We start from the raw sequence: 22,594 nt of genomic DNA, 5'->3' as shown, positions 1-22,594 counted from the left end.
CGGATAAGCTTGCGCCATCCGGCAATAAAGATTACTCAAGTTGTGCGTTCAGACGTTCAATCTCCTTGCGCCATTGCGCCTGTAACAACGGTTTTTGATGTTTCGGCTTGCGGGCGAGATCGTCGGCCAGACGCTGCTCAAGATCGAGAAGCTGTTCCAGCAATCTATCGCTGTCACCGTTTATTTCAGTTTTCTCTTCGGCCACCGTTTTGGGAACGGTTATCTCCGCGGACGTTTCCCGAATACGCGCATTGACCGCCTCCAGATCGTGCCATTCACTGAGTTCGCCATTGTCGATTAACCAGAACCGGTTGCAGCTTTGGCTGATAAGCTGCCGGTCGTGACTGACCAGCAACACGCCGCCGTTATAGCTTTGTAGCGTTTCTGCCAGCGCCTCTTTGCCTTCCATATCCAGATGGTTGGTCGGTTCATCGAGCATCAGCAGACTGTAGCGCGCAAGCGTCAACCCAACAAACAGTAACCGGGAGCGCTCACCGCCGCTTAACGTGCTGACTCGCTGCGCATGACGAACCCACGGAAATCCCGCGCTAATCAACGCCATCTTGCGAATCTCTGGCTGCGGGGCAAACGCTTCCAGCGCGTCAAACAATGAATCGTTATCGGCAAGCTGATGCAGCGTCTGGTCGTAATAACCCAGGGTAACGCGCGGGTGTAACACCAGTGAAGGCGATGCCAGCTGTGACTGAAACTGTTGCCAGATAAGCCTTAATAGCGATGATTTCCCGCAACCGTTACGCCCGACAATCGCCACGCGATCGCCGCTTTTTAACCGGATACCGGCAATGGAAAACAGTGTATCTGCACCGGGAGCAGGGGCTACAGACAGATTGGTCATCTCCAGCAAACGATCTGCACGCAGGGCATCACCCTGCAATGTTAGTGTCCACTGACTTCCTGACGTCACTTCTGTTTGCACCTCTTTCAGGCGCTGTACCTGTTTTTCCATCTGCTTGGCCTTGCGGGAGAGATCTTCGTTGTCGTAGACCCGCCCCCAGGTTGCCAGCCGTTTGGCGCTGGCAGTCACCCGGTCTATCTCTTTTTGCTCAGCCTTGTGGCGCAGAGCATCGCTGACATCTCTTTCTGCCAGAGCCTGACGCGCCGCGCTACAGGGTAGATCGAAGGCATGCAGGGTGCGATCGCGCAAGATCCAGGTTCCGTGAGTCACCGCGTCCAGCAGCTGCGGGTCGTGGGAAACCACCACAAAACTACCAGACCAGTTCTGTAAGAACTGCTCCAGCCACAGTAATGTTGGCAAATCCAGGTGGTTACCCGGTTCATCCAGCAGCAGCAGGTCAGGATTACGCATCAGCGCCCGCGCTAATAGCAAGCGCGTGTGCTGGCCACCGCTCAACGTTTGCGCAGTCAGAGATAAATTCTCTGGCGTAAAACCCATTTCGGCAAGCAGTGCTTCAACCCGCCACTGCTGAGCTGCGCGTTCATGCTCGGGAAGTTGAGCGAGAACGGCTTCCTGTAGCGTAAGCGGCAGTATATCGTCAGGTAGATGTTGTTCCACACGAGCGAGATGACAGTGATTCGCCTGCGCGATTGCCCCACTGGTGGGCGAGATCGTGCCGTCGAGCAGTTTTAACAGCGTGCTTTTGCCACAGCCGTTGTAACCGATAAGCCCGATGCGGTCGCCTTTTTTCAGGGTAAAGGAAAGATCGTCGAATAGCGTGCCGAATGCCGTATCAACGTGTAAGGATTGTGCGGTTAGTAATGTGCTCATTGTTGCTTACTCAAGAGTTACAGGCGTGAAAACGCCTCGTCAAACATCGCTGACGATAACCCGGTAAGCCCGAGAGAAGGGGATTTAGAAGTTAGCTTCGCTCAAGCAGAAGTTATCGCAGCACGATACCGATAACGCTTGAGCACTGGCGATCGCCAAAAGCATGTGAAACGATAAAACGTTCACAGTACAGCATAAGTATCCTCCTTTTGTTTTTCAGAATGTTGATCGGTAGCGAAAGTGTAATCGCAAGTTACGCAGTCGCGCAAGCTTTGCACGCCCGGCAGCATTGGAACCGTAAGCACTGATACGGGAACAGTTACCTTGATTCAGAAGAAATGAACGTAGATTATTCATGCGAAAGTTAATTTTCTTCGCGTCAAAAGTATGGGTTAAGGATCACAACAACGATCTACATTCTCCAGTATCCTCTGCACACTATTTTATTATTTGGAGAATAGATAACATGAAAAAAACAATTACATTAACGATGATTGCGCTGGGATGTTTATTTTCAAATGCACAGGCAAGTGAAAAACTTGCGGGTAATGAGATACTTAAAGTTCAAAAAGGTGGGGTTCCCGACAAAATTTACACGCAACAAAAACCTCATTTAAAGATAGCCACCTATAACATTGGTAAAAATGAAGCCTCTGCTGATGTAACGGATTTTACTGCACTTAATTCGGCGATTGAAAGAATAAATGCCGATATTATTGCGGTTCCTGAGGTTGATAATAAAACAGGACGTAGCCAGAAGATTGATCAACTCAAAAAAATCGCTGATGCCAATAAACTGCATTATGTCTTTGGAAAAGCTATCGACTTTGACGGCGGTGAATACGGCTTAGGTCTTCTTTCCAAATATAAAATACTGCATTCGCAGGTCGTGAAATTACCGTCGGGTGATGCAGAACAACGTGTGGCATTACTGGCGCAGATTGATGTTCCAGGCTTTGATTCCGCACCGATCATCATGGTAACTCACCTAGACTGGCAAAAAGATCCGACCATGCGAACTGAGCAGGCGCGTTACCTGTTAGATATTAGCATTGGTGACGCAACAACAGATTTCCCGGATATCGCATCTTCAATTAAAATCCTGGCGGGAGATTTCAATTCAACCCGGGATGAACAACCCCTTAAAGAAATACGTTACTTTTTCAATGAAGTGACGAAAGAGGGAATTGACACGCGCAGTTGGCCAGCCGTTAACCCTGCGATTGATATAGACCATATTTTCACATTTAAAGGGCAAAAGTGGAACGTCAAAAATCTGCAGATCCCACATAATTCACCCGAATTTACGTGGTCTACGGCGAGCGACCACCTGCCGGTAATTGCAGAGCTTGAACTTTCAGAGCAGTAATCCGCATACAGCCTATTGTTCATCGAACGCTTAAAATTGCCCGGCAGCAGTTTGCCGCCGGGCAAAGCGTCAGATAGAAGTACGACGGTAGTCGCGATATTCCGCCTGCCAGAAATTATCGTCAATCGCCTGTTGCAGCGCTTCGGCGGAGGTTTTCACCGCCACGCCTTGCTGCTGGGCCATTTTACCCACGGCAAAGGCAATCGCGCGAGAAACGGTCTGAATATCTTTCAGTTCCGGTAGCACCAGACCTTCACCGTTGAGCACCAGCGGTGAATACTGCGCTAGCGTTTCACTCGCCGACATCAGCATTTCATCAGTGATGCGCGACGCGCCAGACGCAATCACACCCAGGCCGATACCCGGGAAGATATAGGCGTTGTTACACTGGGCGATTGGGTAAATTTTATCTTTCCACAGTACCGGTGCGAACGGACTACCGGTCGCAACCAGCGCGTTACCTTCGGTCCAGGCGATAATATCCTGTGGCGTAGCTTCAACACGGGAAGTGGGGTTAGACAACGGCATGACGATCGGACGCGGACAATGCTTGTGCATTTCGCGGATGATCTCTTCGGTAAACAGGCCGGTTTGTCCGGAAACGCCAATCAGGATATCCGGCTTAACGTTGCGCACCACATCGAGCAACGACAGGACATCTTCTTGGGTATCCCAGTGCTGGAGATTTTCGCGTTTTTGCACCAGTTTGGTCTGGAAGGAGAGCAGGTTCGGCATTTTGTCTGTTAACAGGCCGAAGCGATCGACCATGAATACACGTTGACGCGCCGCTTCTTCGCTTAAACCTTCACGCTGGATTTGCGCAATGATCTGCTCGGCGATCCCGCAACCGGCTGAACCCGCACCGAGGAAGACGATGTTCTGTTCGCTCAACTGGCTACCGGCCGCGCGGCTAGCCGCAATCAGCGTACCGACGGTAACCGCCGCGGTGCCCTGAATATCGTCGTTAAACGAGCAAATTTCATCGCGATAACGGGTCAGCAGTGGCATAGCGTTTTTCTGTGCGAAATCTTCAAACTGCAACAGCACGTCCGGCCAGCGATGCTTCACGGCCTGGATGAATTCATCAACGAATTCGTAGTATTCATCATCAGTGATACGTGGATTGCGCCAGCCCATATACAGCGGATCGTTCAGCAGTTGCTGGTTGTTGGTCCCCACGTCCAGTACCACCGGAAGAGTGTAGGCCGGGCTAATTCCGCCACATGCGGTATACAGCGACAGTTTACCGATTGGAATACCCATCCCGCCGATCCCCTGATCGCCAAGACCTAAAATACGTTCGCCATCGGTGACAACGATGACCTTGATATTGTGGTTAGGGACGTTTTGCAGGATATCGTCCATATTGTGGCGGTTCTGATATGAGATAAACACGCCGCGCGCACGACGATAAATCTCAGAGAAACGCTCACAGGCCGCGCCGACCGTTGGGGTATAGATAACTGGCATCATCTCATCCAGGTGATTATGCACCAGCCGGTAAAACAGGGTTTCGTTGGTGTCCTGGATGTTGCGCAGGTAAATATGTTTGTCGATTTCGGTTTTGAATCCCTGATATTGGATCCAGGCGCGTTCAGCCTGTTCCTCAATCGTCTCGACCACTTCCGGCAGTAACCCCAGCAGGTTGAAGTTACGGCGTTCTTCCACACTGAAGGCGCTCCCTTTATTCAGTAAAGGGAATTCCAGCAGTACCGGGCCAGCGTAGGGGATGTAAAGGGAACGCAATTTTTTGGTTTCGTTTTCCATGTCACTCACTCTTTTTTGAATAACCGTCCCTGGCGCTCTTTATGATCGTATGTAGCCTGTCCGCCAGGGAAACGGGCGAAGTATAAAGCATTGTGAATGGGTTAAGGGGTTTTATAAGCAAAAACACCACTGCGGTTGCAATGGTGTTTATCTCGTTACTCAGTCAGACGTGCGAAAGGCTACTTGCCGTCAGTGCGGCGCTTTCTTCCAGTAGGATTATTGACCACGTTGGTTTTGTCACCTTCGGTCACGATTTTACGTTGATTTGAGATTTTGTGGTCCAGTCCGAGAATATGACGGGCCTGACGGTTCGATTTCATTCTAACTCCTTAATCCTGTTACTGGTTTCAAGGGCGAGCCCGTATGAGAACGGACGAAATACAACCTGATATAAAGCCGATGTTCAACATAACGGCTTTCTGGATGGTCGGTCATTTTATCTGAAAGGTCAATGCTTAAGCGGCAAATGAGAACTATCCCGTATGTAACATGCTTTTTCTCAGCCGTCCTATACTAGTAACTCCGACGACAACACAGGAGAGCGGTAATGACTATCCATAAGAAAGGTCAGGCACACTGGGAAGGCGACATTAAGCGCGGCAAAGGCACTGTGTCGACCGAAAGTGGCGTGTTGAATCAGCAACCGTATGGGTTTAATACACGATTTGAAGGTGAGAAAGGCACCAATCCTGAAGAGTTGATTGGCGCGGCCCATGCAGCCTGCTTCTCGATGGCACTTTCGCTGATGCTGGGTGAAGCGGGGTTTACCCCAGATGCCATTGATACCACTGCCGATGTTTCTCTGGATAAAGTAGATGCCGGGTTTGCGATCACTAAAGTCGCGTTGCATAGCCAGGTGAGCGTGCCGGGGATAGACGCCGCCACGTTTGACGGCATCATCCAGAAAGCAAAAGCCGGATGCCCGGTATCGCAGGTACTGAACGCGGAAATTACGCTGGATTATCAGCTGAAGTCTTAATCGTGGCGTGCCGGATGCGACTGCGTCTTATCCGGCCTACGATTGCGCCGGATGTAAGTCAGTCTTATCCGGCACCTGATGATGTTATTGCGCTACCCAACCGCCATCCATATTCCACGCCACGCCGCGCACCTGCGCCGCACCGTTTGAACACAGAAATAGTGCCAGCTCACCTAACTGTTCCGGCGTGACGAATTCGCGCGACGGCTGCTTTTCCGCCAGCAGGGCGTCACGCGCAGCCTCAGGCTCTGCGCCTTCGGCAATACGCTTATCGATCTGCTGCTGGACCAGCGGCGTGAGCACCCAGCCGGGACACAGCGCATTGCAGGTTACACCCGTCTGCGCGGTTTCCAGTGCGATGGTCTTGGTGAATCCCACCACGCCGTGCTTCGCCGCTACGTAGGCAGATTTCTCTTTTGAGGCCACCAGGCCGTGAACAGAAGCGATATTAATGATGCGCCCCCAGTTTCGCGCGCGCATACCAGGAAGCGCCAGACGCGTGGTGTGAAAAACGGAAGAGAGATTAATGGCGATAATTGCGTTCCATTTATCAACCGGGAAGGTTTCCACCGGGGATACATGCTGGATTCCCGCGTTGTTGACCAGAATATCAACACCGCCGAATTCGCTCTCGGCATAGCGCATCATGTCGGCAATTTGCGCTTCATTGCTCAGATCCGCACCATGATAACCTGGCGTTTTGCCATATTGCGCAACAGCGTCTTTGGCGGCATCCACATCACCAAACCCGTTGAGGATCAGGGTGGCACCCGATTGCGCCAGCACCTGTGCGATACCTAATCCGATACCGCTGGTCGAGCCGGTAACCAGGGCGGTTTTTCCCGTTAAGTTCATGATGATTCTCCTTAAACAATTCCGGTGGTGTAGAAGACGCCGATGACAAACAGTACGGCCAGACTTTTAATGACGGTAATAGCAAAAATTCCGCCATACGCCTGACGGTGGCTGAGACCGGTGATAGCTAATAAGGTAATGACTGCGCCGTTATGCGGCAGGGTGTCCATACCGCCGCTGGCCATAGACGCCACGCGGTGAAAGACTTCAAGTGGGATATTGGCAGCGTGAGCGGCCGCGATAAAGGTGTCAGACATGGCGGCAAGGGCAATACTCATCCCGCCAGACGCCGAACCGGTGATCCCGGCGAGCGTAGTGATACTGATAGCTTCATTGAGCAGCGGGTCAGGAATAGCCGCCAGTGCTTTTGACAGTACAAGGAAACCTGGCAGGGCGGCGATCACTGCGCCAAAACCGTACTCTGACGCGGTGTTCATCGCCGCGAGGATCGCGCCGCCAACCGCCGTTCTGCTGCCTTCCGCCAGGCGACCTTTAATGTTGCGGTAGCCGAAGAGCACCACCAGCAGGATCCCAGAAATCAGCGCCGCTTCCACTGCCCAGATAGCGGTGATTTTACCGACTTCGGTGGTAATCGGCTTGGCGAGACCCGGAAGCTCCAGTTGATGCGTGGCGCCATACCATTGCGGGATCCAGCGGGTAAACAGCAGGTTAAATACCCCAACCAGGATCAGCGGAGAGATCGCGATGATCGGGTTCGGCAGATTAATGTTATCCGGCGTTTCCGGCTCGTTTAACAGTTCAGTCCCATAGCCTTCATTCTTTGCCTGCGCTTTACGACGCTGACGTTCGAGATAAACCAGACCAACAACGATGATAAACACGGAACCTATCAGACCCAGCCACGGCGCGGCCCAGGCGTTGGTACCGAAGAAACTGGTCGGAATAATGTTCTGGATCTGCGGTGTGCCTGGCAGGGCATCCATGGTGAAGGAGAACGCGCCCAGCGCAACGGTTGCCGGGATCAGCCGCTTCGGGATATTGCTCTGACGGAACAGTTCGGCCGCGAACGGATACACCGCAAACGCCACGACGAACAGCGATACGCCGCCGTAGGTCAACAGCGCACATACCAGCACAATAACCGGAATGGCATGGCGACGGCCGAGAATGTTGATAGCGGCGGCAACAATGGAACGTGAAAACCCAGATAACTCGATTAACTTGCCAAACACTGCCCCCAGCAAGAACACCGGGAAGTAAAGCTTCACAAAACCGACCATTTTTTCCATAAACAGGCCGGTGAAAGCAGGGCCGACGGCGCTGGGTTCAGTGAGTAATACAGCACCTAATGCCGCGATGGGGGCAAACAGGATAACGCTATATCCGCGATAGGCTGCCAGCATCAGCAGGCCCAACGCTGCCAGGGCGATTAATACACTCATCATGACTCCTCAATATCATTGTTATAGTGGGGTACAGAAAGAGAAGTTACGGTTTCAGGGCAAAGCGCAGTTGATGCTCCCTGCGTTGCTGGATGTATTCCTTGCGCGAATCATCCCAGCGATAAAATCCCTGGCCGCTGCGCAACCCGGTATCACCTTTGGCAACCTTGTCAGCGACCAGCGACATCATGTCGCTGCCGGTTGCCAGTTCCGGAAGCAGATGCCGACAAATGTCCTGCACCGTAGAAAGTCCGGTCATATCAGCAGCCTCCAGCGGACCGACCATTGCATAGCGACGTCCGAGCGAGGCGCGCATCACCTGATCAACCACTTCTGCGCTGGCGATGCCGCTTTTAACGATATGTAGCGCTTCGCGCAGCAGGGCAAACTGCAGTCGATTGCCAACAAACCCTGGAGCGGCGCGGTCGAGCACCACCGCCTCAAGTTGCATCGCGATCAGTTGTTGTTGCAATTCATGGAGATATTCCGGCTTCGTTGCGGTGCCAGGTACAATTTCGACCAGCGGAATAAAATGTGGCGGGTGCCAGAAATGGGCGATCAGCAACCGTTCGGGATGGGTGAGTTTTTCTGCCAGCGCATCCGGCGGCAGGCCGCTGGTATTACTGGCAATAACGGCCTCCGGCGCGATCAGCTCTTCCAGTTGCGCATACAGTGCGTGTTTGAGTTCGAGCCGCTCCGGGATCGCTTCAATCAGTAACCGGCATGCGGCAATATCCTGTAGCGAGGTTGTGCCGTGCAGGCGAGCCACGACCGTCGCTTTTTCACCAATTGCAAATTGATCAGTGACAATCAGCTCATCCAGGATACCGCCAGCAACTCCGCTTATTTCTGCAATTCGGCTGCTATCGGTATCGTATAACCAGACATCGTAACCAAAACGGGCGAAGTGGGTAGCAATGCCGACACCCATTAACCCCGCGCCCAGAATGCAGATAGGCTTACTTTGCATGAGCTACCCCCTGCGGACATTCTACCGCCAGCGCCACACCTTGACCGCCACCTACGCACAGCGTAGCCAGCCCTTTAGCTGCATTGCTGCGAGCCATTTCGTGCAGCAGTGTTACCAAAATTCGGCAACCTGATGCGCCAATCGGGTGCCCCAGCGCAATCGCACCGCCGTTCACGTTTACCCGGTTGCTGTCCCAGTTCAGGGATTCGCCAACCGCCAGCGCTTGCGCAGCAAAGGCTTCGTTGGCTTCGATAAGATCCACGTCATTTAGCGTCCAGCCAGCACGCTTCAGGCACTGGAGTGACGCTTCTACCGGCCCAATGCCCATAATGGCGGGATCGACGCCAGAAACCGCGTAGCCCGCCACCTGGGCAAGCACTGGCAGATTGAGTTCCGCCGCTTTGGCGGCGCTCATCAACATCACCGCGGCGGCACCATCATTGATGGATGATGCATTTCCGGCGGTCACCGTGCCGTTACCCGGACGAAACGCCGGTTTAAGTTGCGCCAGCTTGTCGGCCTGAGTATCCGGGCGAGGTTGTTCGTCACGGTCCACCACACGTGGCGGCTTTTTGCCCTGTGGGACGCTGACCGGCGTGATTTCCGCGTTAAAACGACCCGCTTCAATGGCGGCGGCAGCTTTTTGCTGGGAGTGCAGGGCAAAAGCGTCCTGCTGCTCACGACTGATTACGAACTTATCCGCCAGATTTTCGGCAGTAATACCCATGTGATAGTCGTTGAACGCATCCCACAGGCCGTCATGCACCACGCTGTCTTTCATACTGGCATGACCCAACCGCAGACCGGCCCGCGCGCCGTCGAGATAATAGGGCGCATTGCTCATGCTCTCCTGGCCCCCGGCAATCACGATTTGCGCATCGCCACAGCGAATCGCCTGTACCGCCTGATGCACCGCCTTCAGACCCGAACCACACACCAAGTTGATGGTTAACGCGGGCGTGGTGACCGGCAGTCCTGCCCGTAACGCCGTTTGTCTGGCCGGATTCTGACCGCAGCCCGCAGTCAGAACCTGACCTAAAATCACCTCATCAATTTGCTCAGGCGCCACAGCCGTTTTTTCCAGCAGCGAACGGATCACCACTGAACCAAGCTCAACCGCGGAAAGTGGTGCCAGCGCGCCATGAAAACTGCCAATCGGGGTGCGCGTCGCCGCGACAATGACAACATCCTGCATGGTCAGCTCCTCAGCTAAAGTGCATTTCGGGGACAGTTTCGGGAACGATCAGCTTGCCTGCGGTTCTGGCGACAATCTCATCCACGCTAATGCCCGGTGCGCGTTCACGCAGAATGAACGCACCGTCGGCAATTTCCAGCAGAGCCAGGTCGGTAAGCACACGTTTGATGCAGGCCACGCCGGTCAGCGGCAGGGTGCAGGCGGGAAGCAGTTTGGACTCACCGCTTTTGGAAGCATGGGTCATTACCACAATGATATTGTCGGCTCCGGCAACCAGATCCATCGCGCCGCCCATGCCTTTCACCATTTTTCCGGGGATCATCCATGAGGCGATATTGCCGTTAACATCGACTTCAAACGCACCGAGCACCGTCAGATCAACGTGGCCGCCGCGGATCATGGCGAAGGATTGCGCCGAGTCGAAAATCGCCGCGCCTTTACGCGCCGTCACAGTCTGTTTCCCGGCGTTGATCATGTCGGCATCAATTTCGTCTTCTGTGGGAAACGGGCCCATACCCAGCAAACCGTTTTCTGATTGCAGCATCACATCCATGCCATCAGGGATGTAATTTGCCACCAGCGTGGGAATGCCGATCCCAAGGTTGACGTAATATCCGTCGCGCAGCTCGCGGGCGACGCGCATCGCCATTTGTTCACGCGTTAACATGTCAGGCTCCTTTCTGGCGCAGGGTGCGTTGTTCAATACGTTTTTCAAACTGCCCCTGAATAATGCGGTTAACGAAAATTCCGGGAGTGTGAATCGCAGCAGGGTCCAGTTCTCCGGGAGGGACAATTTCTTCGACTTCCACGACGGTAATGCGCCCGGCGGCGGCCATCAGCGGATTAAAATTCTGTGCGGTGTGGCGATAGATGACGTTGCCGTACCAGTCGGCTTTCCAGCCTTTAACCAACGCAAAATCACCGGTTATCGCCTGCTCAAGGATGTAAGGGCGTCCGGCAAACTCGCGAACCTCTTTCCCTTCCGCCACGGGGGTTCCATATCCGGTCGCGGTAAAAAATGCCGGGATCCCCGCGCCGCCCGCGCGCAACTGCTCTGCCAGCGTACCCTGTGGCGTCAGGATGGCTTCCAGTTCGCCGCTAAGCACCTGTTTCTCAAACAGGGCGTTTTCCCCCACATAGGACGCGACCACTTTGCGCACCTGACGCGTTTCCAGCAGCACGCCAAGGCCAAAGCCATCCACGCCACAGTTGTTTGATACAACGGTAAGTCCCTGAACCTCCCGACGGCGTACTTCGGTAATCAGGTTTTCAGGGATCCCACATAAACCAAAACCGCCCGCCAGCAGCGTCATGTTGTCGGTCAGTCCTTCCAGCGCCTCTTGATAAGTGGTAACACGTTTATCCAGTCCAGCCATACACTTGCCTCCCCAGTTGTCCTTGCCGACATCATTGGGGGTGAAAAATGATTTGTTAATTTTAAATTTGTGACTCACTCATTGGGTTTTTTTATCAATTTAATGTTAATTAAAGGTATTCAACAAGTTAAAGGAATGCGAAATGGGAATGAGCATCAAACAGTTACGCGCGTTTTTAGCGGTAGCTCACACTCTGAATTTTGCTCATGCCAGCGAAAGACTGAATATGTCGCAACCCGCGTTAAGCCTGGCGATTAAAGGACTGGAAGATTCGCTGGGCGGGGCGTTACTGTTAAGAACGACCCGCAAAGTGACCCTGACGCAGGAGGGAGAAACGCTGCTGAATATGGGGCGACAGCTGCTGGCGGACTGGGAGAATACGGAAGAAGCCATGCGCCAGCGCTTTACCCTGCAGCGCGGTAAAATATCGATCGCCGCCATGCCCTCATTTGCCGCTAACGTCCTGCCATCGGTACTGAAAACATTTCGTGATTCTTATTCCGGTATCAACGTAACGGTTCACGATGTGATCAATGAACACGTGATTGAAATGGTCAGTGAAGGCCGGGTCGAGATGGGCATAGCCTTCGAGCCGGACTATTCGGGACATCTGCATTTCACGCCGCTCGGCGTGGATCGTTTTATCGCAATTGTGCCGCCAACCTGTCGGCTGGCAGACAGGGATCGTATTGCGTGGCGCGAACTGCTGACGCTGGATTTTATCACCCTGCAACGCCCGTCCGCCGTGCGGCTGATGCTGGAAGAACAACTGGTGCAAAGCGGACATACGCTGGAAGTAGCACTGGAGAGCCATCAACTGGTGACCGTTGGCCGTCTGGTGGCTAACGGTCTGGGCGGTAGCGCCGTACCTGCACTATGCCGCACGCAAATGACAGAGTTAGGCGCAACCTGTATCGATCTGGATACGCCGGTGATCCAGCGTCGGATCGGGGTTTTGCGTTCGGCGCATCATAAATTATCTACCGCTTCCGAGGTGCTGGTGGATTCACTGAAAAAGGCGTATCGCACCTGACTTTTCTCAACGGCTCAGGTCATGTAACCGCCCGCCAGCAGCGAACGTCACATCCGGTATCACTCTTCAGCAATGCCTGTTTCTTCTCACAACCTTGGGTTGCCAATGGACATCTGTCACGGAAAAAGCAGCCCTGGGGCAACGTTCGGTTTCCCGGTAGCTCGGTTTTACGTAACACCAAATCTTCCGCCAGCGGTGCGCCCGTTGTAGGGACCGAGTCCAGTAATAATCGTGTGTACGGATGGGCGGGATGAGTGAGAACCTGTTGGGCATCACCCAGCTCAACAATTTGCCCGAGGTACATCACCGCCACACGGTCGCTCATATGGCGGACCACCGACACGTTATGCGATATCAATACGTAGGTCAGGTTTCTGCGCGCCTGTAGCGACACCAGCAGGTTGAGGATTTGCGCCTGCACGGAGATATCCAGCGCTGAAGTGGGCTCATCGAGGACGATAACATCCGGCTCTGACGATAGCGCCCGGGCAATAGCAATACGTTGGCGCTGTCCACCGGAAAACGCGTGCGGCAAGCGGTCGAGATATTCAGGACGAATCCCCACCTGTCGTGCCAAATCCTCGGCAAGCATGCGTCGTTCACGCTCCGGGCTCCGTTTTTGGATCCACACCGGTTCGGTAATTATCCGCCACACCGGTAAGCGCGGATCCAGTGATGAAAGAGGGTCCTGAAAGACCATTTGCATACCGTTATGCTGCTTATCACCACGGCGAGAATAGCTTCCCTGGCTGGGTTTCAACATGCCCATCAACAGTTGCGCCAGCGTACTTTTTCCACAGCCGGATTCGCCAACAATCCCCAGCGTTTCACCCTGGCGAATCTGTAAATCCAGACCGTTGAGCGCATGCACCCGTTCCGTAACCTTGCCAAGCCAGTTTTTACGCGCAGGAAAGTTGACATGAACATCCTGCAGCGCCAGTAAAAAATCAGACATGTGTTGTCTCCAGTTGCGGATACCAGCAGGCAGATTGTTGATCTGCACCTCCCTGACTACTTAACACCGGCGTTTCTTCACAACGAGGACCAGCTGCAAAGCAGCGCTCGCGAAACGCGCATCCGGCAGGTAAGCAGGTTAGGTTCGGCACGGTGCCGGGAATGGCGGGCAGCAATGCGCGCGGTTCGCCGTGTTCCGGCGCACATTTCAGCAAGCCGATGGAATAGGGGTGCGTCGGGCGTTGAATAACGGTTTGCGTCGGGCCACTCTCAATCACGCTCCCGGCATACATGACGTACAACCGGTCGCATAATTGTGAAACCACCGCCATATCATGGCTGATAAATAATACGGCTGTTCCGCTGGCGCGTGCTTTTAGCTTCAGTAAACGCAGCACCTGCAGCTGCACCGTGACGTCCAGTGCGGTGGTCGGTTCATCGGCAATGATAAGCTCCGGCTCGCACGAAAAGGCCAGCGCAATCATCACGCGTTGGCGCATCCCGCCTGAAAGCTCAAACGGAAAACGTTTCATGACCTCCGGCGCGTCCGGAATTTGCATCTCTTCCAGTAGAGCGACGGCTTTCTGGCGGGCATCCGTGCGGCTTAACGCCTGATGATGGCGGATCACCTCCACCATTTGCTGGCCGATGCGCCGGGTCGGATTCAGTGCCGTCATGGGCTCCTGAAAGATCATCGCGACACGTGCGCCACGCCATTGGCGCATTTGTTTCTCACTGGCGTTGAGCACATCTTCACCCAGCAGTGAAACGCGTCCCTGGTGAATACGATAGCTTCCCTCCGGTAGCAGACGCATGGTGAGCATGGCGGTCACGGACTTACCGGAACCGGATTCACCCACCACACCAACGATTTCTCCGCGGTTGATGTGCAGTGATACATGGTTCAGCGCATGCACGTCAGCTTGATAGCCGGGGAAACTCAGATGCAAATCTTCGATTTCCAGTACGGGTTGTGTCATGACTGTTTTCCTCCGGCTTTCGGATCAAGCAGATCGCGAATACCATCGCCAAAGAGATTAAAGCCCACGGCGGTAATCAGAATGGCGGCGCCGGGAAAAGCACAATACCACCACTGATCAAGCACGTAATTGCGGCCAATTGCGACCATCGCACCCCATTCAGCGCTGGGCTGCTGCGCGCCCAGACCGATAAACCCGAGCGTGGCGGCCATCAGGATCGCACTGCCGATATCCAGCGACGCCTGAACAATGAGCGGCGGCAGAGAATTGCGTAAAATGTGCCAGCTAATCAGATGCCAGCGTGAAGCGCCGTAGATCCGGGCAGCCTGTACATAAGTAAACTGGCGCACCACTAACGTCTGACCGCGGGCGAGGCGTACATAGAAAGGGATACGGACGATTGCAATCGCCAGCATGGCGTTAAACAGGCTGGGGCCCAACGCGGCGGCCAACGCCATCGTCAGCACCAGCGAAGGAATGGACAGCATAATGTCCATCATCCGCATAATTATCGCGTCGGCACGCCCGCCCATGACACCCGACAAGCAACCCAGCAGTGAACCCAATCCCCCGGCGATACCCACTACCACCAGACCCGCAACGACAGATTGCTGACTTCCTACCAGAACGCGGCTGAACAGATCGCGACCGACTTCATCGGTTCCAAACCAGTGAGCGGCTGACGGGGGCAGCAGGCGCGCACTCAAATTGATGGCATTCGGATCGTGGGGTGTTATCCACGGCGACAGCACCATCAGCAGCAGTATCAATACGATGATGACCCCGCCAACCAGAGTCAGCGGGCTACTTTTCATCATCCAGAACAGTTTGGCCCAGTCCGTGCGGCGACGTGCTGTCTGAGGGGTGGTCGGTGTTTCTTGTGTGAGCATCATTCAGCACCTCCACGTCCAATTCGAGGGTCTACCCACAGATAAAGTAAATCCACCACCAGGTTGACCAGCACATAGGCGAACGAGACCACCACCGCAAATCCCATTACCGCCGGGAAGTCGAGTGCCTGAATTGAGGTCACCACCCAGGCACCCATGCCAGGCCAGGCAAAGACCGTTTCGGTCAATACCGCACCGTAGAGCAGATCGCCCAGCGCCAGGCCCAGGACGGTGATTGATGGGATAAGTGCGTTAGGCAATGCATAGCACAGCACGATGTACCAGCCCGGGAGCCCGCTGGCGCGGGCGGTACGTATGTAATCTTCACTCAGTTGCTCCAGCATGGCGGAACGAATCTGACGGGCAACGATCCCAAGATGTACAAAAGCCAATGTCAGCGATGGCAAAATCAGGTGCTGAAGCGCATTGAAAAAGACTTCGTCGTTGCCTTCCAGCAGAGCATCAATCAGGTAGAAACCGGTGACGTGAGCTGGTGGATCCAGCCAGTCGTCTAAACGCCCACCGCCGGGTAAAATTTGCAGATGACCGTAAAACAGCACGATAACCCCCAGCCCCAGCCAGAATGCAGGCGTGGAGATACCGGTAATTGCCATTAGACGAACAAGGTGATCAAGCCAGCGGTTACGCCAGACCGCAGACAAAATACCCAGCGGGATACCTATCACCAGCGCCAGCAACAAAGAGCAGAAAGCCAATTCAAGGGTCGCGGGGAAGAAAATGCGCAGCTCATCCAGTACCGGACGTCCGGTGCGAATGGATATGCCTAAATCGCCGTGAAAAATATCGCTGACATAGCGAAAAAACTGGACATACAGCGGTTGATTCAGCCCCAGCTGTTGGCGAATATTTTCGACAATTTCATCACTGGCGCGATCGCCCGCCAGCAGCCGCGCGGGGTCGCCAGGTATCAGGTGTGAAATAATAAAGGTGATTACGCAAACACCGATAACCACCAGAATAAGTCCCCAGCATCGCTGGCGTAAAATACTCCAGAACGTCATTAGCTTCCCCTTGCGGAGCCAGAGCGGCTCCGCATAAACGTGGCTTATTTACTCATGGTGGAGATATTGAAGACCTGTTCCAGCATGGGGTTGAATACAAATCCTTTGACGTCTTTATTCATCGCCAGCTGATAGTTTTTCTGGAATAAATAGACGTAGGCTGCTTCATCAATCACGATGGTTTGTGCCTGCTGGTAGTCATTGGTTCTGGCCACCTGATCGGTTGTGGCCAGCGCGCTGCGCAGCAGCTTATCGACCTCACCGTTTTCATAGAACGAACGGTTACCGGGCAAACCCTTCTTATCTGACTCAAACCAGTAGTTCATAAACATGTACGGGTCGGCAAAATCCGGACTCCAGTTGCCAATGGCAATGTCGTAATCGCCTTTGCCCACGCGGTCGCGCATGGTGGCGTTTGCCAGTTTTTCCAGTTTCACCTTAATACCCAGTTTGCCAAGGCTTGCCTGGGTGGCGAGCGCGATAGGCTCCCAGTTAGGGTCATTATCGGAGTACAGGAAGCTCAGGCTTTCAGGTTTGGTGGCAACTTTGTCCCACGCGGCTTTGGCTTTGGCTTCATCGAAGCTGTACTGCATGGCCTTATCGTCAAAACCCCACATGCCTTCAGGGATCGGGCCACGCATTTGCTTTCCATTGCCGCTCAGGATCCCGTTAACCATGCCTTTATAATCAGTGGCCCACGAGATGGCACGGCGTAAATCCACCTGATTGAGCGGGGCTTTACTGTTGTTGAGATACAGATAGGTCACGCGCAGCGAGGGATAATCCGCCACGTTCACTTTGCCTTCCTGTTTCAAAGCGGCAAGCTGGTCAACAGGCAGCGCATCGGCAATGTCGATATCGCCACGCGACAATTGCAGGCGACGGGAGGCGCTTTCACCAATGATTTTGACTGAGACACGCTTAAATGTCGGTTTTGTACCGGGATAATGCGGGTTAGGCACCAGCACCAGTTGTTGTCCCTTTTGCCAGCTCTTCAGCATGAAGGGACCAGAGCCAGCCGTGTTCTGCGCCAGGAATCCGCGGGCATCGTCTGCGGCATGCTCTTTTAAGATGGCCGGGTTAATGATTGAGGCACCGTCATTTGCCAGCGTATACAGAAACGGGGCAAACGGCTGGCTGAGGGTAAATTTCACCGTGTTGTTATCAATGACGTCGACCTTCAGATCTTTTGGGAAAGCCTCCGCAGGTCCCTGACCAATTTTGAGCAAACGTTCAAAGGATTGCTTTACCGCATCTGCCGTTACCGGCGTTCCGTCGGCGAATTTGGCATCGTTTTTCAGGGTAAACGTCCACTCTTTCTGATCGTCAGAGGCTTTCCAGCCGCTGGCTAAATCACCTTCAACTTCCGTGGAGCCTTTGCCTCCGTCGGTTTTGTATTGAACCAACCGCTGGTAGGAAGGATAGGTGACCGTCCAGTCATTGTTATCGATGGTCACGGCGGGGTCGAGCGTCTGCGGATCGGCGGCTTTACCAATCACCAACATATCTTTGGGAACGGCAGCCTGTGCGGCGGGCAGGGCAAACGCTAACGCAACGGCTATCAGAGCGGGGCGGAAAAACGCGTTTAACGCAGGTGTAGTCTTCATAACCAGGCTCCAGAATTAAAGGGGATGTTGTGTTGTTATTGGCGTGACAGTGTAACAATCTATTTGATCGTCAAGCAGCGGGTAACGGGCGGCATCAGGTAATTCAAAATGCCACCACTCGCTGTTGATACCGACAAAACCACCGCCAAACATAATGGCATTGAGCAGCAGGCGGTTACGCTGCGCTGCCGGAGGAACAGACGGATGCCATGCATGGGAACGGTCGTGCATTTCATCAAAACCGGCCCCCATATCAAGGAGATGGCCGCGATCGTCCATCAACGTGACGTCAATGGCCGTACCCCGACTGTGATTGGAACCAATCGCGACATCGACAACATACTGTGGGTCGGGACAGGCATTCCACAGTATCGCCTGCGCCTGCTGGGGGCGATACGCGTCGTACACCACAAGCTGCAGGCCGGCCAGTTGCGCAATACTGATGCTTTTAGCCAGCGCGGTAACCGCCTCAGTGTGCAACAGACAACGCGCTTCCCGGTAGATTGGTGCGCCGGTAATGTTGTCGGCAGTAGCGTATTTAAGATCGATATGCAGCGACGGAAATATCACCGACAGATCGACCAGTTCTGGGAGTTCTGACATAGCACGTTTCCTGTTTATTGTTCGAATTGACCAAATTGTTGTTGTAACTGGCGATTGGTTTGCAGGCGTCCTGCGAGGGTGTCACCCAGTTGCGCTACCACCGCAGAAAGTAATAAGTTGAACAGACAGCTCACCGGTGCCAGTGAGTCCCAGAAATGCCCGGTGTCAGTTTTTACCTGAAGTAAATCAATGGAATAATCCCTGGCCCATGGGCACCACACATCGGTAATGAGCGCCAGCGGAATGCAGCGCTCTGTGGCGACACGGCAATATTGTCGCGAAATAGCGGAGTAGGCGCGCATATCGGTAATAACCACGTAAGGCTGGCTGAATCCCGAGTTCAGCGACTCAACCCAACTGCCGGACAGGCCTTCGGAGTAGCTGACTTTAGGTCGCAGGTATTCCAGGTGACTAAAAAAGGCGTTGGCGATCCCGCGGGTGGACTGGATCCCGAGGATGTACACGGCTTCCGCATGCGCCAACTGCTGTGCAATGCGTAAAAACGTTTCGCCTTGTGCGAGCTGGTAGACGTGGGTAATAGCGTCGATCTCCAGCAACAGCGACTGATGTGCCCGATCCGGCAGGCTTTGTTGCTGGTGCCAGGAGTCCAGTCGTTCATTCATTCCCCAGGGCTGATACGGAACAACGGGAAGCTCACGCAGACTGGCTTTTGCATCCTCCAGGTTACGAAAGCCCAGTTTACGCAGATAACGTCCGACGGTAATGCCACTGGTTCCGGTTGCTTTGGCGATGCCATCCGCGGTTTCAAATGGGATCTGCACAGCATGGGCTAACAGCCACCCAGCCACGCGCTTTTCGCTGGGCGTCAGCTGGCTAAAGGTTTGCTCTATGCGGGTAAATAACTCTGGTTTGGCTGTCATTACCTTCTCGCTGTTAGTTGTCTGTCAGATTCCGTATCTCTGTTAGCGAATTAACAATGCAGGACGCGTGCCATGTCAGTAACAGCGGCTCGCTGGGCTACTTTTGTTAAAATTCAATCCACATTCATTAACCAATGATCAACATTTGTGCAGCGTAGTTCAGTTTTGGTGCAACGGCAGAGGAAGAGGGGTATGAATCTGCTGATTTCGTCGGAACGATCACATTGTGGGCAACATTTATCCCTCAGACATAAGAATCAGTAATGGGAAATATAAATTTCAGCCATATCAATAACAGCAATCTTTATTCTTATGATGGTAGGGGTATTATTTTCGCGAGCTACATTAACGGTGTTAAGCGCAAGTGTAGATATTATTTATATTATAAATGGAGTACTACAATGAATAAATTCTCCCTTTCTACAGCAGGTATTCTGGTCGCAGCGCTGTTAACCAGTGTCAGCGTCAATGCAGCAACAGATAACGCTAAAACTGAAGTGACTCCAAAAGGCATGAACTGCCAGGAGTTTATTGATTTGAACCCACAAACTATGGCTCCGGTGGCCTTCTGGGTGCTCAATGAAGACGAAGACTTCAAAGGTGGTGACTACGTCGACTATAACGAAACCGTTACGACCGCAGTTCCTCTGACCGTCGAACTTTGTAAGAAGCATCCGCAGAGTGAATTAAGTAAAATAAAAGACGAAATCAAAAAAGAATTATCTAAATAAGATTAAGACGTTATTAAAACCCAGCCAAAGTGCTGGGTTTTGTTATTTGTGACGCTGTCACTTATTTGTTTTACAATACTTAAGAAAACTTTATAAAGATATAAACGCCTGTGCCGATACTGGATAAAAGTTAGCCTTTTGCAGAAGGAGTTTGTATGGCCTGGTATCCTACTCGTATTTCAACGCGTTTAACCATCGGCGGCATTCTGCTGCTTGCAGTAACGACCCTTGTTATCGTGGTGATTATGCTCTGGCGCGGTCAGCCGCGCGTCGTTGAAATCAACACCGCCCTGATCGAAGAAACAGGGCAAGGTTTAACCCGTCAGTTGAGTACCGTATTGTCCCGAATTGAAGGTGAGACCGTAAGCCTGTCGCGACTGGCTGAAGTGTTGCCTAACGATGAATCTCTGTACCAAAGCGTTGTTCCGCATCTGATTGGTGAGGGTAAAGACTCGATTATTACCGGCGGCGGCATCTGGCCAGAACCAGACGCCTTCACCGCAGGTGTGGAGAAAAGAAGCTTTTTCTGGGCGCGTAATGCTGAAGGAAAGCTGGTGTATTCCAATGATTATAACGTCGAAGGATCAAGTGGATACCACAATGAAAGCTGGTATCAACTGGCCAAAGGCCATTCACAAAACAGCTGTTTATGGTCTGACGTTTACCAGGATGCCAGTTCAGGCGTCAACATGGTGACATGCAGCGTGCCTTATAAACAGGCGGGCAAGTTTGCCGGTGTCGCTACCACCGATATCCGTCTGGATAACGTCGCTACTTTCATGCAGCAGCAGGGAAACAGCACCGGTGGTTACGCGTTTGTGGTAGACAAGCAGGGACAAATTCTCTATTTCCCGCAGGCCGACCTGGCAAAATATAAAACCATTAACGATTTGGCGCAAAGCGCGCAGTGGCTTATCCCGGTGCAAAACGGTCTGAAATCTTTGCGCCCGACAGATGGGGTGAAAACTATCACGCTGGCAAACGACAACGTCCTGAATACAGCGTCACAGGTAATGCTGTTCCCGATGCCAGATACCGGCTGGGTCGTAGGACTTGCAACCCCGGAATCTCGTATTGTCGGTCTTGCCAAAGTGATGATGCAGGACGTTCTGGAAGTATTGATCCCTATCATGACGCTGTTGCTGGTGGGATCATGGCTGGTGGTTCGTCGACTGATTTCACGTCTTGATGATACCCGTCAGGCACTTGATGACATCGCGCAGGGAGAAGGCGATCTTACCCGTCGTCTGGATGTTCGTGGCAAAGACGAGATTTCGGCTATCGCCGAGGCGTTTAACCTGTTCGTCGATAAAATCTCGGCCATCCTGATCACCGTCAGAAGCAGTAGCACAGTGGTAGCGAATAACGCCGTTAGCCTGGCTGACAGTAATATGGAGCTTTCATCTCGCGTAACGCAGCAGGCCGCTGCGCTGGAAGAGAGTTCGGCGGCTATGGAACAGTTAAATGCGACCGTTCATCAAAACGCCAGTAATACACAACTGGCGGATGAGCTATCCGATAGCACCGCGCAAACGGCCAACCGCTGCGGCGATGTGATGCAGGGCGTGATCTCAACAATGGATAACGTCAGCGCCTCATCCGGCAGAATGGTGGAAATTGTCGCGGTCATCGACAGCATTGCGTTCCAGACCAATATTCTCGCCCTGAATGCCGCGGTTGAAGCCGCCAGAGCGGGCGATGCAGGCAGAGGGTTTGCCGTCGTGGCCTCCGAAGTGCGCACGCTGGCTCAGCGCAGTGCCACCGCCGCCCAGGAAATTAAAACGTTGATTGATGAATCCGTTTCTCATGTTGGTAGCGGAAGTCAGCAAATTCACAATGCCGGTGAGCGTCTGGGAGAACTGGTCAACAATGTGCGTCAGGTGCGCCAGTTGATGGGGGAAATACGCGTTGCGGGTGAAGAACAACGTAAGGGCGTTTCCGAAGTTACGCTGGCCGTTACCGAAATGGACAGCACCGTTCAGCAAAACGCCTCATTAATTGATGATGCCGCAGCACGGACGCAGGCGCTGAAAGAGGAGGCGGAACAACTGGCGTTACTGGTCTCTTCCTTCAGATTACCTGAGCCTGGCGTTGCCGGATAACCACACCATATCCGGGTACAGACAATGTGCCCGGATAACTCCAGTATAATGGTCCTTAAGCAAGATTTTCCGGTTTAACTCCTTTTTATTGTGTCTTATAAGACTTTGAATCATTCCCCACTTAACTCTA

Annotated in this window: 21 protein-coding genes; 5 read left to right on the top strand and 16 right to left on the bottom strand. The window is 53.2% G+C overall.

The window, feature by feature from the left end:
* Positions 1-31 precede the first annotated feature (31 nt).
* The gene (locus OGX86_RS07610; protein WP_286639724.1) at positions 32-1,747 is read right to left on the bottom strand and encodes an ABC-F family ATP-binding cassette domain-containing protein; all 1,716 of its coding nucleotides are present in this window, start codon (positions 1,745-1,747) and stop codon (positions 32-34) included.
* Positions 1,748-2,213: 466 nt separating this feature from the next.
* Between OGX86_RS07610 and OGX86_RS07605 the strand changes: the two genes are divergently transcribed.
* Positions 2,214-3,116, top strand: coding sequence for an endonuclease/exonuclease/phosphatase family protein (locus OGX86_RS07605; RefSeq protein ID WP_071692399.1), 903 nt, complete (start codon positions 2,214-2,216; stop codon positions 3,114-3,116).
* Between the two features lie 69 nt (positions 3,117-3,185).
* On the opposite strand, the gene maeA is transcribed toward OGX86_RS07605, so the two are convergent.
* Positions 3,186-4,883: a malate dehydrogenase gene (maeA, locus tag OGX86_RS07600; RefSeq protein WP_003833011.1), complete on the bottom strand. Its 1,698-nt coding sequence runs from the start codon at positions 4,881-4,883 to the stop codon at positions 3,186-3,188.
* Between the two features lie 179 nt (positions 4,884-5,062).
* Positions 5,063-5,203 carry a stationary-phase-induced ribosome-associated protein gene (gene sra / locus OGX86_RS07595; protein ID WP_003833009.1) on the bottom strand — a complete coding sequence of 47 codons (141 nt, stop codon included), beginning with the start codon at positions 5,201-5,203 and terminating at the stop codon, positions 5,063-5,065.
* A gap of 227 nt (positions 5,204-5,430) precedes the next feature.
* Here sra and osmC point away from each other — a divergent pair, with 227 nt between their 5' ends.
* The gene (gene osmC / locus OGX86_RS07590) at positions 5,431-5,862 is read left to right on the top strand and encodes a peroxiredoxin OsmC (RefSeq protein WP_003833007.1); all 432 of its coding nucleotides are present in this window, start codon (positions 5,431-5,433) and stop codon (positions 5,860-5,862) included.
* Positions 5,863-5,946: 84 nt separating this feature from the next.
* On the opposite strand, the gene OGX86_RS07585 is transcribed toward osmC, so the two are convergent.
* From OGX86_RS07585 to OGX86_RS07560, 6 genes are read right to left on the bottom strand one after another with little or no spacing between them, the layout of a single operon-like run.
* Complete coding sequence (locus OGX86_RS07585) at positions 5,947-6,717, bottom strand: 3-hydroxybutyrate dehydrogenase (RefSeq protein WP_048226485.1); 771 nt, start codon at positions 6,715-6,717, stop codon at positions 5,947-5,949.
* A gap of 11 nt (positions 6,718-6,728) precedes the next feature.
* Positions 6,729-8,123, bottom strand: a complete 1,395-nt coding sequence (locus tag OGX86_RS07580; RefSeq protein ID WP_196776256.1) for a GntP family permease — start codon at positions 8,121-8,123, stop codon at positions 6,729-6,731.
* A 43-nt stretch (positions 8,124-8,166) separates the two neighbouring features.
* Positions 8,167-9,090 carry a 3-hydroxyacyl-CoA dehydrogenase family protein gene (locus OGX86_RS07575; protein ID WP_286639721.1) on the bottom strand — a complete coding sequence of 308 codons (924 nt, stop codon included), beginning with the start codon at positions 9,088-9,090 and terminating at the stop codon, positions 8,167-8,169.
* Entirely contained in the window at positions 9,080-10,285 is a 1,206-nt protein-coding gene (locus OGX86_RS07570) for an acetyl-CoA C-acetyltransferase (protein WP_286639719.1), read from the bottom strand. Before OGX86_RS07570 ends, OGX86_RS07575 begins: the two co-directional genes overlap by 11 nt.
* A 10-nt stretch (positions 10,286-10,295) precedes the next feature.
* Complete coding sequence (locus tag OGX86_RS07565) at positions 10,296-10,952, bottom strand: CoA transferase subunit B (RefSeq protein ID WP_032943469.1); 657 nt, start codon at positions 10,950-10,952, stop codon at positions 10,296-10,298.
* 1 nt (position 10,953) lies between these two features.
* On the bottom strand, positions 10,954-11,661 hold the full coding sequence (locus tag OGX86_RS07560) for a CoA transferase subunit A (RefSeq protein ID WP_168978266.1): 708 nt from the start codon (positions 11,659-11,661) through the stop codon (positions 10,954-10,956).
* A gap of 142 nt (positions 11,662-11,803) precedes the next feature.
* Here OGX86_RS07560 and OGX86_RS07555 point away from each other — a divergent pair, with 142 nt between their 5' ends.
* Positions 11,804-12,694: a LysR family transcriptional regulator gene (locus OGX86_RS07555; protein WP_003020016.1), complete on the top strand. Its 891-nt coding sequence runs from the start codon at positions 11,804-11,806 to the stop codon at positions 12,692-12,694.
* 19 nt (positions 12,695-12,713) lie between these two features.
* Here the strand turns inward: OGX86_RS07555 and OGX86_RS07550 are convergent, their stop codons facing one another.
* The 7 genes from OGX86_RS07550 to OGX86_RS07520 are packed head-to-tail and all read right to left on the bottom strand — an operon-like array spanning position 12,714 to position 19,631.
* Positions 12,714-13,649: an ABC transporter ATP-binding protein gene (locus tag OGX86_RS07550; protein ID WP_136391884.1), complete on the bottom strand. Its 936-nt coding sequence runs from the start codon at positions 13,647-13,649 to the stop codon at positions 12,714-12,716.
* Positions 13,642-14,628 (bottom strand): ABC transporter ATP-binding protein, encoded by a 987-nt coding sequence (locus OGX86_RS07545; RefSeq protein ID WP_136391883.1) that lies wholly within the window; start codon positions 14,626-14,628, stop codon positions 13,642-13,644. The genes OGX86_RS07550 and OGX86_RS07545 overlap by 8 nt, the downstream gene beginning before the upstream one ends.
* Positions 14,625-15,521 carry a D,D-dipeptide ABC transporter permease gene (gene ddpC, locus OGX86_RS07540; protein WP_252430005.1) on the bottom strand — a complete coding sequence of 299 codons (897 nt, stop codon included), beginning with the start codon at positions 15,519-15,521 and terminating at the stop codon, positions 14,625-14,627. Before ddpC ends, OGX86_RS07545 begins: the two co-directional genes overlap by 4 nt.
* Positions 15,518-16,540 (bottom strand): ABC transporter permease, encoded by a 1,023-nt coding sequence (locus OGX86_RS07535; RefSeq protein ID WP_213786025.1) that lies wholly within the window; start codon positions 16,538-16,540, stop codon positions 15,518-15,520. The genes ddpC and OGX86_RS07535 overlap by 4 nt, the downstream gene beginning before the upstream one ends.
* Positions 16,541-16,584: 44 nt before the next feature.
* Positions 16,585-18,147, bottom strand: coding sequence for an ABC transporter substrate-binding protein (locus OGX86_RS07530; protein WP_100272460.1), 1,563 nt, complete (start codon positions 18,145-18,147; stop codon positions 16,585-16,587).
* A 15-nt stretch (positions 18,148-18,162) separates the two neighbouring features.
* Positions 18,163-18,750: a D-alanyl-D-alanine dipeptidase gene (gene ddpX, locus OGX86_RS07525; protein WP_003832991.1), complete on the bottom strand. Its 588-nt coding sequence runs from the start codon at positions 18,748-18,750 to the stop codon at positions 18,163-18,165.
* Positions 18,751-18,764: 14 nt separating this feature from the next.
* On the bottom strand, positions 18,765-19,631 hold the full coding sequence (locus OGX86_RS07520) for a MurR/RpiR family transcriptional regulator (RefSeq protein ID WP_128317401.1): 867 nt from the start codon (positions 19,629-19,631) through the stop codon (positions 18,765-18,767).
* Positions 19,632-20,032: 401 nt separating this feature from the next.
* Here OGX86_RS07520 and hdeB point away from each other — a divergent pair, with 401 nt between their 5' ends.
* Positions 20,033-20,362 (top strand): acid-activated periplasmic chaperone HdeB, encoded by a 330-nt coding sequence (hdeB, locus tag OGX86_RS07515; protein ID WP_003019999.1) that lies wholly within the window; start codon positions 20,033-20,035, stop codon positions 20,360-20,362.
* A 155-nt stretch (positions 20,363-20,517) separates the two neighbouring features.
* Positions 20,518-22,464: a methyl-accepting chemotaxis protein gene (locus OGX86_RS07510; protein WP_128317402.1), complete on the top strand. Its 1,947-nt coding sequence runs from the start codon at positions 20,518-20,520 to the stop codon at positions 22,462-22,464.
* Positions 22,465-22,594 lie beyond the last annotated feature (130 nt).

Origin of the sequence: Citrobacter sp. Cpo040, assembly GCF_030332915.1 — a bacterium.
Lineage (GTDB): Bacteria > Pseudomonadota > Gammaproteobacteria > Enterobacterales > Enterobacteriaceae > Citrobacter > Citrobacter portucalensis.
Note: the sequence above shows the minus strand (reverse complement) of the source record. Positions and strands in the feature narration are given on the sequence as shown.